We start from the raw sequence: 13,767 nt of genomic DNA, 5'->3' as shown, positions 1-13,767 counted from the left end.
AATTCCGCCTCGGGCAGCTGCCGCATCTGCTGCGGTGTCCAGCCGGTCTTGAGCCCCAGCAGCAGCTCGGCTTCGAGGCGATGCTTCAGCCGGGCTGCTCGGCTTCCCCCAGCACGTCCAGCTCCTTTTGCTTGAGCATCAGCTGGCCCAGGTCGCCGCCCTTCAGCTCGCCGAGCATGCCCAGGGTGAACGGGCCTTCGTAGGTGCCGAGGCGCACCAGCTGGCGCGCCAGCAGCGCGGCGCGGTACGTCATCGGCCGATCGGGCGAGGCATCTTCCTCGGCGGCGAACATGTCCTTCGCCAGCGCTTCGCGCAGCACGAATTCCTTCTGCAGCGCACCGGCGATGTTCAGGCCGTGCTTGAGGGTGCCGGTGACCTGCGCGCTCATCCGATCACCTGCGTCGCCGCCGGGCCTTCGAACACGTAAGCCGCAGTGCCGGCGCCCGAGTCGATCGTGGGCGGGTTGAGCGACCAGGCGTTGCTGATCGTGTGGATCTGCCCGGTGTCACCCTCGAACACGATGCTGGCGTTGTCCACGTGCAGGCTCATCGGGTCGAAGCCGCGCTTGATCGCCACGCTGAACTCGACGTGGCTGGCCGCCGGCGTCTCGGTGAAGCCCAGCACGGCATTGGCGCCGAGCACGGTGGTGCGGCCGGCGCCGCCGGGGATCAGGGTGGCGCCGGGCATGCTGTCCACCAGGCTGTCGCCGACCTTGATCTTCGCCTTGCCCAGGCGCTTGAGGGGATTGGCCATGTGCTACTCCTTAGATCTTGAACTGGATCTTGGTGGCGAAGACCCGCGCCTGGTTGACCAGGTTGGGCTGCATCAGCGTGTTGAGGCGGTTGGGATCGCTGCCATCGCGCTCCACCACCAGCGTGTCGGCGAAGCCGGCGTAGTCCTCGCAGATCACCGCCGACACCAGCTGCGCGTAGAGCGCCTGGAGGTAGCACTTGAACTCGCTGGGCGTGACCACGGCCTGGTCGGCGTCGTAGACGGCGCCGTCGTCGGCGAGCTTGTGCCGCGGGTAGCGCGAGAGCACGTTGGCGCGGAAGAAGTAGCGGATGTAGATCAGCGTGCGCATCGTCTCCAGGTCGAGGTAGCTGGTGTCCTCGTTGCCCACGCTGTCCTCGCGGTACAGCGTGATCAGCCGCTCGATGCGCACGGTGCCGTCGCTGTCCACCTTGTACGTGCTGATGCCGCTGTAGAGCAGCGTGTTGCGCTCTTCCCAGCCGAAGCGCACGGCCTCGGCCGGCGCGTACAGGCCGGGCAGCTCCAGGGTCTGGCGCGGGCGCGCCGGATCTTCCTCGGCGGCGTCCACCGCGGCGATGGTGGCCGCCCAGGTCCAGGCCGGATGCGGGGCGCGGTGCAGGCCCATCAGCGTCACGTGCTCGTAGTTGACGCTCTCGCCCAGGGTGGTCAGTTCGGCCTGGGTGCCGACGGCCGCGGCGATCGCGTGGCCCTCGATCATGCGCATGCCATCCCAGCGCGACTCCAGCTCGGCCTGCACCGCGGCCAGGGTATTGGAGTCGCTGTGGCCCAGGCACCAGGTGGTGTACTGGATGTCCGGCAGCGCGGCGATCAGCGCATCGATGTCCGGGGTGCCGGTGCCGCCGCTGGTGAGCGCGTAGGCCAGGCCGACACCGGCCGGCAGCGACTCGCCCAGCTGGTAGCTGTCGCGCACGTCGATGCCGTTGCCCACCACGCCTTTGTGGCGCGCGGTCAGCGTAACCACGCCGGCGGCGGCCGCGGCAGTGACCGGCAGGCCACTGGCGGTGTTGATGGCTGCGGCGATCGCGGTGGCGATCGAGGCTGCAGCCTCGCCCGCATCCACGCCCACCTGCAGGCGCTGGCCGGCGACGTACAGCGCGAGGGTGCCGGCCGCGGTGGCCGGGCCGGTCACGGTGACGGTGCCGGTAGCCGCCACGCCGGCGGCGGGCTCGTTCATTGCCACGGCATACAGCGGCGTGGTGGTGTTGGCGCCGCGGAACGCGGCCACCATCTGCGCCAGCTGCGAGTCGCGGCCGAAGTACTCCACCGCCTGCGCGTTGGAGTTGATGCGCTGGATGACGTTGGCCGCGGCGCCGCCGGCGGCCAGCCGCGTGCCGATGAGCAGCACGCGCTGGTCGATGGTGGACGGGTTGCTGGTGGCTTCGGAGTTGTCGACCTCGACGTAGTGACCGGGCACCCGGATGCGCGAGGGGATGTCGTTGAAGACGATGGTCATGGGTTATTCCCCGGTAGTGGTCTTGGTGGCTTTCGCGGTCTTGGCGGGCGTGGGCGCCGGGGCCGGCGGCTCGCCGGCGGTGACGTCGCCATCGGCCAGGCGGCGGCGCCAGTAAGGCGTCAGCGTCACGGTGGCGCCTTCGGCCGGCAGCGGCGTGGGCACCGGGCGCTTGTGGTCGCGCGGCTGCAGCACGGCCAGGCCGGTGCGCGGGATCAGGTAGGCGGTGCTCATCAGGCTTGCTCCAGGGTGACGGTGTCGGTGGCCTCGGCCTGGCCGTCGGCCGGCACGGTGGCGATGGCGTTGTTCCAGGTGATGAAATCGTCCAGCGCGGGCTCGATGTCGTCGTCGCCGGTGAGGTACATGGGCAGCACCAGGTGCAGGCCGTACAGCGCGGCGCCCTGCTTTTCCAGTTGCGCGCTGAAGAGGTTCTCGACCTCGCGCACCTGGATCTCGCCGTTACCGGGGACCGCATGGCCTTCGAGCCGGCGCGAGGCGCGCTGGATGATGTCGTAGGCGCCGATCTCACGCTTGTCGCCGCGGCGCCGTGCCAGCTCGCCACTGGAGTGTGCGGTGACGGCAATGACGCCCCAACGCGAGTCGATCACAACGCGGCCGGGTTCGCTCTCGTCCTCGTTGCGCGGGCCGCCGCCGAACACCACGAACAGGCCGGGCGCCTGGCGCAACACGCGCCGGAACGTCTCGTCGTCCCAGTCCGCCGGCAGGCTCTCGACCGCCCTCAGCGTGGCGCCGAAGGTGGCCTTGAGCGTGTCGATGAGGTGCTGCTCGACCCCGGCGATGCTCATCGCGTGAAGTCCCCCAGCAGGCGGCGGCCGAACGTCGGCGGCGTGGCATCGATCATCGGCAGATCCGTGCCGGCCGGCTCGGCGCCGGCGGCGTCCACGCCGATGCTGACGGTGCCCTTGAGGACCGCGAGCAGGAACTCGATCGCGGCCTTGTAGCGGCGCACCACGTCCTCGGTGGCGCGGTCGTCGTACAGATGGTAGCGGGTGATGTCGCACGCCACCCGCTGCAGCACGGTCGGTACCACTTGCAGCGGCAGGTCGAAGCGCGCGGCGAGGTAGGCATCGATCTCGGCATCCGCGTCGGCGATCTTGGCCGCGACCACCGCTGCATCGATCTCGCCGGTGTTGGCGCGATCGCTCAGCTGGATGATCTCGGTCTCGCCGTAGCGGGCGACCAGGTCGGCTTGGGTGGCGTAGGACATGCGCGGTCAGCCCTTGGCCTTGGCCTTGGCCGTGGTCTTGCGGGGCTTGGCCGGGGTCTTGCTCGAGCTGACGGGTGCGGGGGCGTCGTCGTCGCTCGCGCCATCCGTGGCGCTGGTACCTTCCTGGGAGCCGTCGTCGTCGTCGCTCTCGGTGTTCGGGTTCGGGTCGGCCGACTCGATGGCGGGCGCATCCCCGGCCTGGCTCTCCAGGCCGGGGGCGGCATCGTTGCTCGCGTCGTCCATGACGCTGGTTCCTTCCTGGTCGGCTGCGCTCTCGGTATTCGGTGCGGTGCCTTCATCCACCGACGCGGAAGGCAGCGGGGCGGTCTTGACGGGTGCCGGACGGATGGCCCCGCGCAGCAGCAGTGGCGCAGCCTGGGCGTCGGTGAGGTCCACCACTTGGCCGCGCGGCACGTGCTTGCCGCTGTGCTTGAAGTTGTCACGCCGGACGATGAAGCTGGACATGTTCATACCCTCGAAAAGCGACCCGGAAGTCCGGGCCGCGACGTCATGAGTGGGGCGATCAGTGGCGGCCAATCACTCGGCTACGGCGTTCTCGAAGATGAAGCCGAGATCCTTCGCACAGACCACCTCGGCGACCGATTCCCCGACGCGGCCGGCCTGGCCGCCGCGCATGCCGATGTTCCGATCCGGCCAGGACCCGCTGATGCGCGTCCCCCACTGGGCGGTGAAGCCGAACGTGGTGCCGCTGTTGTTGTCGGCCAGGCTGTCCCGGTACAGGAACGCCGCGTGCGGCCCCCATACGCGCTGCAGGTTCGCGGGCTGACCGGGACGCGCCACGTTGAGCTTGCCTTCGCCAACGACGATCTCCTCCAGCTCGAGCTGCTCTTGCAGCCAGGCCAGCGGCACCATGCCGGAATCGCCCAGGGAGCCGTTGAACGCCTTCACCACCTTGGGATGGCGGCGCAGGAGGGTAGCGGTACGCCGGCCGAAGACACCGAGCGTCGGCCGCATGATCACCGAATCCAGCGCGTCGGTAATCGCGGGGATCGGATCGCTGGCCGGGTCGCTCCACTGGTCGGTGCCGGACAGCGTCTCGGCATTCGCGGTGGCATAGCTGGCGACGTCGAAAACCGTCCCGGCCACCCGGACCTCGCGGTCCAGATCGATCAGATTGGTGGTCTGCTCGACGTGGCGGTGGACCGGGTTGTAGTTGGCCGGAGCGTTGTCGATATCCGCCTGCGGCACCATGAAGTCCAGCGCGTGGTCTTCCGTGGAGCCCAGGGCATCATCGGCGCTGAACTCGACCTGGTTGGGCCGGCTGCGGCGGCCGACGCGGGTGTCGGGGACTGTGAAGCCCTCCTCGAGCTTGAATTTCCAGTATTTGAACTCCTGCTTGCCGACGAGGATGCGCGGCAGTACGCGGTCGGCGATCAGCCGGCGATTGCGGTAGGCGATCGCGATGCCGGTCAGGACCGGATCGGTGGGAAACGGGGCAACGGTGCCAGACATAGAGAGGTGTCCTTGTGGGTAAGAGTTACGCGCCCTGGATCACGCCAGGCGCGATCCAGACCGAGCCGATGTCGCCGAGCACGCCGGAGACTTCGGCGAAGCCGATGATTCGGACGTTCGCCCCGGCCGCCGGTGCGGCCGCCACGGCGCGCCCCTGCGCGTCCGCGGTCAGCGGCTGGCCAGCGGCGACGGCGCCGCCGTACTCCACCGCTGCCAGGCCGCTGCGGGTCACATCGACGGTCATCCCGGCAGCGGTGGGGATGTCGGTGCTGATGCCGTTCAGCGCATCGGTCGCCGCGGCGGCCTGCAGCGCTTCGCCGTCGGCGGCGCCGTGCTTGGTGATGCGGCGGGCGGCAATGGCAGCGCCCGCCAGGAACGCATTGGTGAGACCGGGGATGTGCATTTACTTGGCTCCCTTGGTGAGATGGGCGACGGCCGCCGATACCGAGATGTCGGTGCCGGCCTTGTGCTGTTCTTCGACGTACGCCCGCGCGGCATCCGCCAGGGCTGTGGGGTCGCTGAAATCGAGCGAGTCCTCGCGGCGCGCCTTCTCCGCGAAGTCGATCTGCGGCGGAAATGCCTCCAGCAGATCCCGCAGCAGATCGGCGGCCGGCTGTTCGACCCGGTCGGCGCCTTCACCGAACTCCAGCGGCGCGTCGGTGGGCAGTGCCAGCATCAGCTCGACGACGGCAGCCTTCTGCGGAGGCAGCAGCTTGCCGGCCTGGACCAGGCCATCGGCAAAGTCCACGGCGTCGTCGCGCCGCTGCTGGGCGGCGGCCTGCGCCCTGGCCTGTTCATGGGCGGCGATACGCTCTTCGCGCTCGACCAGCTGGCGTTCGCGCTCGGCGAACTCTGCGGTGCGATCGGTCACAGTGGGTTCCTCGGTTGGATTGAGATCGGGATCGGTGGAATCGGAGAACGCAGGCACGGGGATTTCCGTGTCGGGCTGGGAGGCCTCCCGGATCGATTCGATTTCCCAGCTGGGCAGCACCGAGTCGGCGGTCTCCAGGCCATCCGTCTCGATCATTCGTTCGCGCAGGCGGCGCAGCACCTCGGCGACGCGGCCGAAGCCCCAGCGGCGATCCGAGAACGAGAACTCGACCACGCCGTCGCTGTCGCTGAAATCGAGCGGGGCATCCTTCAGGCCCTTGACCGCCGGCGGCATCGCGCCCAGCCAGCCGACGTGGCGCAGGTTCCACTTGCCCGGCGTCGGATTGCCGGGGTTGTTGGGCGCATAGAGCGACAGGCTGCGCTTCTTGAAGCGCTTCTCGGCTCGCAGCTCGGCGAACTGCGGCTCGACGTCACGCTCGTAGTACGAGAGCACGTCGCCATCGATGCGCACGCCACCGACCCACGCATAGGCCGGCGCGTTGTGCTTGGGGTGGCCGACCACCACGGGCGCCTCGTGCAGCTCCGGGTTATAGGTCTCGGCGATCTCGCGCAGGATCTCCGGCGTGACATCGACCAGCTGGCCGGATGCCGAGGGATGCCGGCCGACGCGGATGCCTTCGATCCAGGTCGGTGCTGCGGTGGTGGTCTGTGACGTCGTCATGGGGCCAGTCTTGCCCCAGCGCCGGATGAAGTAATTGGACCGCGGTCAAAACGATTCCGACGCTCACGCGCGCGCGGTCGGCGCATGCCTCCTTCGCTGCGGGCCGTCAGCGGCCGCAGGTGCGCCAGAAAGCGCTGTCAGACACTTCCGCCACCTCGTGGAGGTCCGAGTGTGGCGCGTGGCGTACAGGCGCGCTCCTGCGCCCTCTCAGGCAATGGGCGCTACGCGATGTCTTCGACGAACTCGCGCAGGATGTCGAGGATCTCCGCGCGGTCGGCCGCACTGAAACCGACGAACTGCCGGCGCGGCAGGAACATCATCCGCGTGAAAGACTTCACCGGCACCACCTTGGCCCAGGCGCGCCCGGATTTCGTGGTGCCCTGCATGCGGCGCCGATGTGGCGACACGTTGACGAACTTGCGGATACCGAAGTTGTGCGCGGCCGCGTAGATGACATTGGTGCCCCATTCGACGTAGCCGGGGCCGACAGACCACACCACGGAGCGGAACAGATTCTTGCTATCGGCCAGCGTCTGCCCGCCGGTGGCCTTGGCGCGCTTGCTGGGCCACCAGCGGCGGCCATCGGGATCGACCTGGTTGCGGAAGCGCATCTGCGTGCTGGTCTTGCCGTAGCGGCCGATGGACACCAGCGCCGGGCGCGGGTTGCGGCCGGCCGATGCCAGGCGCGCGAGCCATTGCTGCACGCGCGTGTCGTCGATGGTGATGTGCGGATTCATGGCGCGTCACCGCGCAGTGCCTGGCGCTTCTCGTCGAGCATGGCGTCGAGCCGTTGCTTGCGCTCGCCGGCCTTGGCGCCGGGGTTGTAGTCGAAGCCGGGGTCGATGCCGAGCGGGATCTGCATCACCTCGCCAGTGCGCTTGTTGAGCCACTCGCGGCGCTTGATGGGCGGTGCCTGGTCGGGGCCGCTGCGGCCCATCGCACGCAGGTCGCGCGCCGAGAGCTGGATGGTGCTGCAGCGGCAGCGGTAGCCGTTGAGCGGGCGGTGCGTATCCCACCACGGGTCGCTCACCAGCAGCACAGTGCCGTCCCAGGCGCGGTGCTGCTCGCGCGTGCGGTTGTCGTCCACCGCGTCGTACATGAGGTAGGGCGCATCGTTGGCGGCCTCCTCGATCTGCGACCATTCGCCGGCCGAGTACGCCTGGCCCATGTTGGTCAGGAAAATGGTGTCCAGCCGGCGCGGGCTACCCAGCTGCACCAGTTGCTTGCGGCCGGTCTGCGGGTCCACCTGTTCCTGCTCGCCCCACCAGCCGGCGCGCACCATCTTCGGGATCAGCAGCTCCTTGAACTGCCGCAGCGTGGTGCCCTCGGCCAGTGCCTGGTCCACGGCATCGCGCACGTCGGACAGCAGGTCCAGGTCCGCCATCTTCGCCACGGTGAAGCCGATCTCATGCTCCTCCTTCCACAGGTCCTGCCAGGCGAACGAGGTGCGCAGGCCCTTGCGGCGAAAGAAGCGGATCGCCTCGGCGGGCGGAAGGTCAAAGCGCGCCAGGGCTGACATCACGTGCGTCCTTCATAGGCATGCAACGGGGTGGCTGGTGCGGTTCAGCGGGAGGGTGTGTGTCCCACCAGGGAGCGCCCCAAGGCAGCACGAGGTCATCCCATTGCCGATGTTTCTCGCGGCTGTGGTTGTCGCCCATCACGTCATAGCGGCCCTGGAGAGCCATCACGCATCCTTGGGCATGCGGCCCAGCAGCTGCGCAGCGAAGTTGCAGCGTGCCAGCGCCTCGGCCAGGTCGCTGTTGGGCTCGGCCTCGGCCAGCTCTACCACCCGCTCGCGGAACTGCTGCAGGTCATCGACCTGGTCGAGCAGCTCCTGCAGCTCGCGCAGCCGCGGCTCGACGAAGGTGCGGTAGTCCAGGCCGCTCTTGCGTGCGGCCGCCTCGAGCTGGTCGAGACGGGCCTGCGCTTCGTCGCGCTGGATGGCCACGGTGTCGGGTTCGGCGAAGTCGGACGGCGACGGAGGATTGTCGTCGGCCGGTAGCGGCACGGCCACCGCCGGCCGCTCCTCCCAGTGATCGCCGTAGGTCTCCTTGACGTACTCCAGCGACGGCCGGAAGCCCATCGTGATGACCTTGGTATCGCGCTCGGCCTTGGTGTCCAGATCCTCCTCTTCGTCCAGCACACGGTACACGCGCGGCGGCTCGGCATTCGGGAAGTTGAACATGGTCAGCCAGCGCACCGGGCCGAGATTGAAGCTCTCATGCGACAGGTCGGCATCGCTGCGCACGATGTCCATCCGCACCTCGGTCTTGAGTTCTTCCTCCCCCAGCTTTCCGGGGGTTCCCTGGACGCTTGCCGTCTGGCCGAGCGTGATCTTGGCGATCGCATCGTCCATCGTTTCGCGCAGCACTTTGTAGTCGGCCGTGCCGCTGCGCGCGGCCTCCAGCAATTCGATCTCCATGCCCTTGGGGATGATGATGCCGCTGTCGGTTCGGATGGCGCGCAGCGCCTCCAGCAGCAGCTTCTTCTTGGCCTGGTCGGTGCCTTCCTCGAACCTGCCCATTGCCGTGGGCGCGGCGAACTTGTCCAGGAACGTCAGCCACAGCGCAATGCCATTGCGTTTGAACAGCACCGGCCAATACAGCCAGTGCGCCAGGCCCAGGCCGAACGGCTCGTCGTCGTGGTCGCTGCCGGTGGCGAAGTGCCAGAAATAGGGCTTCAGTGCCGGCTCGCCCTGGTACATGTTCTGCGGCGTCAGCAGCCGCAGCTCGCCGGTGGGGGCGAAACTGAAGCGGCGGCGGTTGCGCACCTTGATCGCCGACCATCCCAGCTTGCCGTCCTGTACGTCCCACAGCAGCTCGGCCACGCTGTAGCCGTAGAACACACCCCACAGCATGCGTTCGGTTACGCGGTCCCATCCCACGCGCTTCAGCTGCAGGCGCAGGTGCTCGGCGGCTTGCTTGTCCACGCGGCGATCGCTGGCGGCGTCCACCTGCCACTCGCGGCTGACCACGGCATTGCGGCGCTGATCGAAGCAGGCCTTGACCTGGTCGTCGCTGCGCACACGCTCGTAGATCTCCAGGTCATAGCTGCCGCGGTTGCGCAGCACCTGGTCGCCCGGCAGTAGCAGCGCGCCGGGGTGGGGATTGGTCCAGTCGCGGCCATCCTGCGTCGAGGCGATTTCCAGCCCAGGCTGCGGGCGCTTGATGTTCTCGTCCTCGCTCACACGAAACCTCCAAAGTCGTTGATGCCGCCGACGGTGCCGAAGCCGGTGTCGGTGATGCCGAGGCCGCTGTCGGCGTAGGCGCTGCCGAGGCCGTAGCTGTCGCGGCGCCCGGTGGATTGATAGTCGATCGCCGCCGCCGGCGAGCTGGCGGCATGCACTGCCAGCGCCAGCGCCCAGAAGCGGTCGGCGTGGCCATCCGGCGTGCGCTCAGCGGTGAAGCGGATGTTGCCGGCCACGGTGGTCTGCTTGGTCACGCTGCGCAGGTCCGAGCGCGTGGTGGGGTCGTAGGGGATGCGCAGCGTGCGGTCCTGCATGCGGCCGCGCACCGGGTAGGCCAGCGCTTCCTTGACGCGACCCGTGAACGTCACCGCCTCCACGCGGTCCTCGCCGAAGCGCCGCTGGGCGTCATCGGACCAGCCGATGCCCAGGCCGGTGGCGTCGATGCAGGTGCGGCGGCAGCGGGCAATCCACGGCCACAGGATGGCTTCCTGCTCGGGCTTGGACATGTTGGACAGGGCGATGATGGCGCGGGTGTAGAGCACGTCGCCCAGGCGCTCGAAGATCCACATCACCGTCAGGTCGCGCTTGCGGCCGATGTCGATGCCGGCATACAGCTCGCCGCGCTCGATCACCTCCCAGGGCGTGCCCTGGGCGTACTCGCAGCTGGCGATCAGGTCGTATTCCAGGAACGCGGTGTCGTCGTCGGCCGGGACGCACATGTACTCCTGCAGGAACGACTCTTCGTCCACGCAGCCGGACTTCACGAAGTCGAAGTACGCCTGCTCGTCCATCTCCTGGCGCTCGTCGTCCGCCGGCAGCTTCTGCTGCAGCTTGTAGAGCAGCCCTTCGTTGAGCGCGTCTTCCAGCGTGACACGGTGCAGGCTGATCCCCTTCGGGTTGCCGCCTTCGCGGACCTCGCGGATCAGCTGGTTGAAGAAGTTGTGGCTGCCGCGGTGGGTGCTGAACACCTCAAGACTTCCGCCCCAGGTGATGCCGGGGTAGGCGATGGACCACAGCTTGCGCGGATCGGCATGCAGGGCGAACTCGTCGAGCACACGGCCGCCGCGCTTGCCGGCCTGCGCATCCGGGTTGGACGACATGCTGTGGATGCTGCGGCCGTTGGCGAAGCGCAGATCGAAGCTGGTCTGCTTGCCGTCGAGTACTTGCTCGCCGAAGTCACGCGCGCCCAGCGCCAGCACGTCCGCCCACAGCTTGCAGTCGTCGATGAACAGCCGCGCCTGCATCTCGTCGCGGCTGCTGACCCATTGGTCCCACTTCGTACCCTGCTGGGCGGTGCGGCGAACGCAGGCATGGGCCGTCGTCCAGGACCAGCCGATCTGGCGCGACTTCTCGCCCAGCTTCAGGCGGCTACGGTCGTTGATCCATTTGGACTGCGACAGCAGGAAGATCGCTTTGGGATCGGCAGGGATGCAGCGGGCGCGGCCCATCAGACCACTCCCTGCAGGCGCGCGTCGATCGCTGCCAGCGTCTCCTCGGACACGCCGGCGCCGGCGGCCAGCTTGCGCACGTCGGCGGCCGCTGCCTCGACCTTGCTGCGGACCTCGACCGCCCACTTGTTGCGGTTGACGCTGGCGCGGCTGAGCGTGGCAATGTTCTTCGCAGCCTTGCCCAGCAACGTGATGCGAGCGGCGGGGTCCAGCGTTTCGCCGTCTTCGGCCACTTCCTGCAAGGCGAGGATGGCGTCGAAGATCTCGGTCTGCACCAGACTGATGATCGCGTTGCTGCGGTCGTCGGCATCGTCGGGCGCGGCCTGGGTGATCAGGCGGGCGGCCTCGGTGCTGGCCCTCACCGCGGCCAGCCGGCGCTCCAACTTCTGCCCATGCACGCCCAGGGCGCTCTTGCCGATGCTGTAGCCGGCGTCGGCCAGCCATTCGGACAGCGCCACGTAGCCGCTGAAGCCGTTGCTGATCAGACGCTGCTCAAGCTCGGCGCGGACGTCTTCCGGCAGCTGGTCGATCTTGCTGGGAGGCGGCATGGGGCTTACCAGTACTTCTCGGGCCGGGCGATGCCCGGCGCGCAGTCCACGGTGTATTCCACGATGTCGGTGCCCAGGCGGCTCAGGTCCGCGAACCAGCGGCCGTCCGGCTTCTTGTCCAGCCCGATCATGCAGCGGTCCTTGAGGTATTCCAGGGCGCGGCGCACCTCCAGCTGCGTGGCATCCGGGTAGAGCGCCTGCACGGTGCTGATCAGGATCTCCTCGTAGGCGCCGTAGGGTGCCGCGTTGTGCAGCGCCAGCAGCAAGATCCACCGCTGCTGCTCGCGCCTGACCTTGTCCATGTCCAACTTAATGCTCACGCTTTGCCCCCTGGATCTGCACGTTTTTCAGTTCGCTGCTGATGGCGTCCAACTTGGCCTCGATCACCGTTTGCCCTCGGATGTAGTCCTCCCGCCGCACGTACCGCTCGGCCAGCTCGGCGCGCAGCGCCAGCACCGATCGCTCGGTCTCGCGCCAGCCCTGGGCATCGGCGCCCAGGACACCCAGCCGCTCGTCGAAGCGCCGCTCGATCTGCGACAGCAACAGCCTCCCCAGGCCCACCAGGATGGTGAGCAGCGTCAGCGCCAGGGTGATCAGTTGCCACAGTTCGAACTGCACTTTCATGGGACCTTCGTCTCATCCAGGCTCAGGGATTGAGACGCAGGGGCCTCCGTTGGAAATTTCTGCAGCACCGCCGCCGACGATAGGCGTCCGGATGTCGAGCGGTCGTCGTTTATCCGTTGCAGCAGCTGCTGCCACTCCTGCTCGCGCAGCAGACCGTCGAGCACGCAAGGCACCGCCTGGCCGCTGGTCAGCCGGCAGCCCATTGGCGGCGGGGCCGGCGCCGCCACCGGCTCGGTCAACGAGGCCGGCAGCTCGGCATACACCAGCACCGGCCACTCGATCACTTCAGTGCGGCCCAGCGGTTGCCGGCTGGCCCCACAGGCCGTCAGCCAGAGCAGCGCACACAGGCATGCGGCGCAGCGCAGTGCAATCTTCATCGGTTTCCACCTTTGCTTTGAGGGCAGCCCGGCGCTGGGCTGCCTTGCGTTCGAGTTGGGCGATGCGGCCGGCGCGGGCATCCAGTTCCGCGGCCGCGGCCCGCTGCTGGGCCAGGCGCTGGTCGCGCTCGGTCTTCAGGCTGTCGCGCAGGGCCTTGGCTGCATCGGCGTTGCCAGTGGCCGTGGAGCGCGCGGTGGCCAGGTCCCGGGACAGCGCGGTCAGCTCGCCGGTCAGCCGGGTGACCTCGTCGCCCTGGTCGCTCTGGCCCCAGCCGCGGCCGATCCATACGCCGACCAGGAAGGCGACCAGCACCAGGATCAGCGCCACGCGGGCGATCATCGTGCTCACGTCGCCACCGCTTGGCGCGCGCGGCGCAGCCGCCACCAGGTGTAGACGCTGGCGCCGGCGGCGACCAGCACCACCCCGGCCACGACCAGACGCAGCCAGGACGGCATGCCGGCGGTGGACTGCGCCACGGTATTGGCCTGCTGGACCACCGGCATGAGCCCTTGGATCACCGGGGTCACCTGCTGCACCACCTCGGCCACGGCGACCGCGCCGCCGGTGGTGGCCGCGGTCACGGCCGCCGTGGTGGCCGCCTTGGGCACCGCCACCAGAGGCGCGGCGTCCGGCTTGGTCACGCCAGCCAGGCGCAGGCCCTCTTCGATCACGTCGCCGCTGTAGGGCTGGCGTCCGTTCTCGTGGGTGATGATGGCTTCCACCAGCGGGCGCAGGCGGCGGTATTCGTGGACGTTGATCCACGTGTCCGCATCCACGCCCACAGCCTGGGCCACCGCGCGGCCGTAGGCGCCGGTGTCGTTCTCCACCGGCGGTGCCCAGCGGTTGATGATCTTGCGGACGGTGTCGCAGCCATGCCGGTCGAAGTAGTTGACCAGCAGGATGCACATCGCGCGGATGCCGTAGGCCGGGCTGACGAATACCTCGAAGCGCGTTTCGGCACGCTGCTCGGCGTTCATCCGCTCGCGCGGCATGCGGCCCTGCCACTTGTTGGCGTTGTTGCGATCGATGTTGCCCGGATTGTTGTTGCGGATACCGCGCGACGTGCTCATGCCCTGCCAGCTCCTGTAGAGGTGGCCGGCGGGCAGAC

The 13,767-nt window shown here is 68.6% G+C and carries 20 protein-coding genes; all 20 read right to left on the bottom strand.

Annotated features, from left to right (window positions below; translation table 11 throughout):
- Positions 1-85: 85 nt before the first annotated feature.
- Positions 86-388, bottom strand: a complete 303-nt coding sequence (locus tag LRX76_RS11905) for a hypothetical protein (protein ID WP_231805444.1) — start codon at positions 386-388, stop codon at positions 86-88.
- A complete protein-coding gene (locus tag LRX76_RS11900; protein WP_231805442.1) occupies positions 385-753 on the bottom strand; it encodes a phage tail tube protein in 369 nt (122 codons plus the stop codon). The genes LRX76_RS11905 and LRX76_RS11900 overlap by 4 nt, the downstream gene beginning before the upstream one ends.
- Positions 754-763: 10 nt before the next feature.
- Complete coding sequence (locus LRX76_RS11895; RefSeq protein ID WP_231805440.1) at positions 764-2,224, bottom strand: phage tail sheath subtilisin-like domain-containing protein; 1,461 nt, start codon at positions 2,222-2,224, stop codon at positions 764-766.
- A gap of 3 nt (positions 2,225-2,227) precedes the next feature.
- Entirely contained in the window at positions 2,228-2,455 is a 228-nt protein-coding gene (locus LRX76_RS11890) for a DUF2635 domain-containing protein (protein WP_231805437.1), read from the bottom strand.
- A complete protein-coding gene (locus LRX76_RS11885) occupies positions 2,455-3,027 on the bottom strand; it encodes a phage protein Gp37 (RefSeq protein WP_231805433.1) in 573 nt (190 codons plus the stop codon). Before LRX76_RS11885 ends, LRX76_RS11890 begins: the two co-directional genes overlap by 1 nt.
- A complete protein-coding gene (locus tag LRX76_RS11880; protein ID WP_231805430.1) occupies positions 3,024-3,449 on the bottom strand; it encodes a phage protein Gp36 family protein in 426 nt (141 codons plus the stop codon). The genes LRX76_RS11885 and LRX76_RS11880 overlap by 4 nt, the downstream gene beginning before the upstream one ends.
- 6 nt (positions 3,450-3,455) lie before the next feature.
- Positions 3,456-3,914 (bottom strand): hypothetical protein, encoded by a 459-nt coding sequence (locus LRX76_RS11875; protein ID WP_231805428.1) that lies wholly within the window; start codon positions 3,912-3,914, stop codon positions 3,456-3,458.
- 72 nt (positions 3,915-3,986) lie between these two features.
- The gene (locus LRX76_RS11870) at positions 3,987-4,922 is read right to left on the bottom strand and encodes a hypothetical protein (protein ID WP_231805426.1); all 936 of its coding nucleotides are present in this window, start codon (positions 4,920-4,922) and stop codon (positions 3,987-3,989) included.
- Positions 4,923-4,947: 25 nt separating this feature from the next.
- Positions 4,948-5,325, bottom strand: coding sequence for a hypothetical protein (locus LRX76_RS11865; protein WP_231805424.1), 378 nt, complete (start codon positions 5,323-5,325; stop codon positions 4,948-4,950).
- Entirely contained in the window at positions 5,326-6,474 is a 1,149-nt protein-coding gene (locus LRX76_RS11860; protein ID WP_231805422.1) for a hypothetical protein, read from the bottom strand.
- 221 nt (positions 6,475-6,695) lie between these two features.
- On the bottom strand, positions 6,696-7,211 hold the full coding sequence (locus LRX76_RS11855; RefSeq protein WP_231805420.1) for a phage virion morphogenesis protein: 516 nt from the start codon (positions 7,209-7,211) through the stop codon (positions 6,696-6,698).
- Positions 7,208-7,993 carry a phage minor head protein gene (locus tag LRX76_RS11850; RefSeq protein WP_231805418.1) on the bottom strand — a complete coding sequence of 262 codons (786 nt, stop codon included), beginning with the start codon at positions 7,991-7,993 and terminating at the stop codon, positions 7,208-7,210. Before LRX76_RS11850 ends, LRX76_RS11855 begins: the two co-directional genes overlap by 4 nt.
- Positions 7,994-8,158: 165 nt before the next feature.
- Positions 8,159-9,661, bottom strand: a complete 1,503-nt coding sequence (locus tag LRX76_RS11845) for a DUF935 family protein (RefSeq protein WP_231805416.1) — start codon at positions 9,659-9,661, stop codon at positions 8,159-8,161.
- Complete coding sequence (locus LRX76_RS11840; protein ID WP_231805414.1) at positions 9,658-11,109, bottom strand: terminase family protein; 1,452 nt, start codon at positions 11,107-11,109, stop codon at positions 9,658-9,660. Before LRX76_RS11840 ends, LRX76_RS11845 begins: the two co-directional genes overlap by 4 nt.
- Positions 11,109-11,657 (bottom strand): DUF3486 family protein, encoded by a 549-nt coding sequence (locus tag LRX76_RS11835; protein WP_231805412.1) that lies wholly within the window; start codon positions 11,655-11,657, stop codon positions 11,109-11,111. Before LRX76_RS11835 ends, LRX76_RS11840 begins: the two co-directional genes overlap by 1 nt.
- Before the next feature lie 5 nt (positions 11,658-11,662).
- On the bottom strand, positions 11,663-11,977 hold the full coding sequence (locus tag LRX76_RS11830) for a hypothetical protein (protein ID WP_231805410.1): 315 nt from the start codon (positions 11,975-11,977) through the stop codon (positions 11,663-11,665).
- Positions 11,967-12,281, bottom strand: coding sequence for a hypothetical protein (locus LRX76_RS11825; protein ID WP_231805408.1), 315 nt, complete (start codon positions 12,279-12,281; stop codon positions 11,967-11,969). Before LRX76_RS11825 ends, LRX76_RS11830 begins: the two co-directional genes overlap by 11 nt.
- Positions 12,278-12,565, bottom strand: coding sequence for a hypothetical protein (locus LRX76_RS11820; RefSeq protein ID WP_231805406.1), 288 nt, complete (start codon positions 12,563-12,565; stop codon positions 12,278-12,280). The genes LRX76_RS11825 and LRX76_RS11820 overlap by 4 nt, the downstream gene beginning before the upstream one ends.
- A 1-nt stretch (position 12,566) precedes the next feature.
- The gene (locus LRX76_RS11815) at positions 12,567-13,007 is read right to left on the bottom strand and encodes a hypothetical protein (RefSeq protein ID WP_231805404.1); all 441 of its coding nucleotides are present in this window, start codon (positions 13,005-13,007) and stop codon (positions 12,567-12,569) included.
- A complete protein-coding gene (locus tag LRX76_RS11810; RefSeq protein WP_231805402.1) occupies positions 13,004-13,729 on the bottom strand; it encodes a hypothetical protein in 726 nt (241 codons plus the stop codon). The genes LRX76_RS11815 and LRX76_RS11810 overlap by 4 nt, the downstream gene beginning before the upstream one ends.
- Positions 13,730-13,767: the final 38 nt, after the last annotated feature.

The sequence above is a fragment of the Stenotrophomonas sp. MMGLT7 genome, from assembly GCF_021168555.1.
In the GTDB taxonomy this organism is placed as follows: domain Bacteria; phylum Pseudomonadota; class Gammaproteobacteria; order Xanthomonadales; family Xanthomonadaceae; genus MMGLT7.
The sequence above is the reverse complement of the archived record's forward strand: the minus strand, read 5'-3'. Positions and strand labels throughout refer to the sequence as shown.

What these genes read in the sequence shown, in the direction of transcription:
- LRX76_RS11825 (WP_231805408.1), bottom strand. Translation starts at nt 12,281, where the DNA reads ATGAAAGTGCAGTTCGAACTGTGGCAACTGATCACCCTGGCGCTGACG.
- LRX76_RS11875 (WP_231805428.1), bottom strand. Translation starts at nt 3,914, where the DNA reads ATGTCCAGCTTCATCGTCCGGCGTGACAACTTCAAGCACAGCGGCAAG.
- LRX76_RS11885 (WP_231805433.1), bottom strand. Translation starts at nt 3,027, where the DNA reads ATGAGCATCGCCGGGGTCGAGCAGCACCTCATCGACACGCTCAAGGCC.
- LRX76_RS11895 (WP_231805440.1), bottom strand. Translation starts at nt 2,224, where the DNA reads ATGACCATCGTCTTCAACGACATCCCCTCGCGCATCCGGGTGCCCGGT.
- LRX76_RS11835 (WP_231805412.1), bottom strand. Translation starts at nt 11,657, where the DNA reads ATGCCGCCTCCCAGCAAGATCGACCAGCTGCCGGAAGACGTCCGCGCC.
- LRX76_RS11810 (WP_231805402.1), bottom strand. Translation starts at nt 13,729, where the DNA reads ATGAGCACGTCGCGCGGTATCCGCAACAACAATCCGGGCAACATCGAT.
- LRX76_RS11865 (WP_231805424.1), bottom strand. Translation starts at nt 5,325, where the DNA reads ATGCACATCCCCGGTCTCACCAATGCGTTCCTGGCGGGCGCTGCCATT.
- LRX76_RS11880 (WP_231805430.1), bottom strand. Translation starts at nt 3,449, where the DNA reads ATGTCCTACGCCACCCAAGCCGACCTGGTCGCCCGCTACGGCGAGACC.
- LRX76_RS11860 (WP_231805422.1), bottom strand. Translation starts at nt 6,474, where the DNA reads ATGACGACGTCACAGACCACCACCGCAGCACCGACCTGGATCGAAGGC.
- LRX76_RS11870 (WP_231805426.1), bottom strand. Translation starts at nt 4,922, where the DNA reads ATGTCTGGCACCGTTGCCCCGTTTCCCACCGATCCGGTCCTGACCGGC.
- LRX76_RS11890 (WP_231805437.1), bottom strand. Translation starts at nt 2,455, where the DNA reads ATGAGCACCGCCTACCTGATCCCGCGCACCGGCCTGGCCGTGCTGCAG.
- LRX76_RS11850 (WP_231805418.1), bottom strand. Translation starts at nt 7,993, where the DNA reads ATGTCAGCCCTGGCGCGCTTTGACCTTCCGCCCGCCGAGGCGATCCGC.
- LRX76_RS11855 (WP_231805420.1), bottom strand. Translation starts at nt 7,211, where the DNA reads ATGAATCCGCACATCACCATCGACGACACGCGCGTGCAGCAATGGCTC.
- LRX76_RS11840 (WP_231805414.1), bottom strand. Translation starts at nt 11,109, where the DNA reads ATGGGCCGCGCCCGCTGCATCCCTGCCGATCCCAAAGCGATCTTCCTG.
- LRX76_RS11900 (WP_231805442.1), bottom strand. Translation starts at nt 753, where the DNA reads ATGGCCAATCCCCTCAAGCGCCTGGGCAAGGCGAAGATCAAGGTCGGC.
- LRX76_RS11905 (WP_231805444.1), bottom strand. Translation starts at nt 388, where the DNA reads ATGAGCGCGCAGGTCACCGGCACCCTCAAGCACGGCCTGAACATCGCC.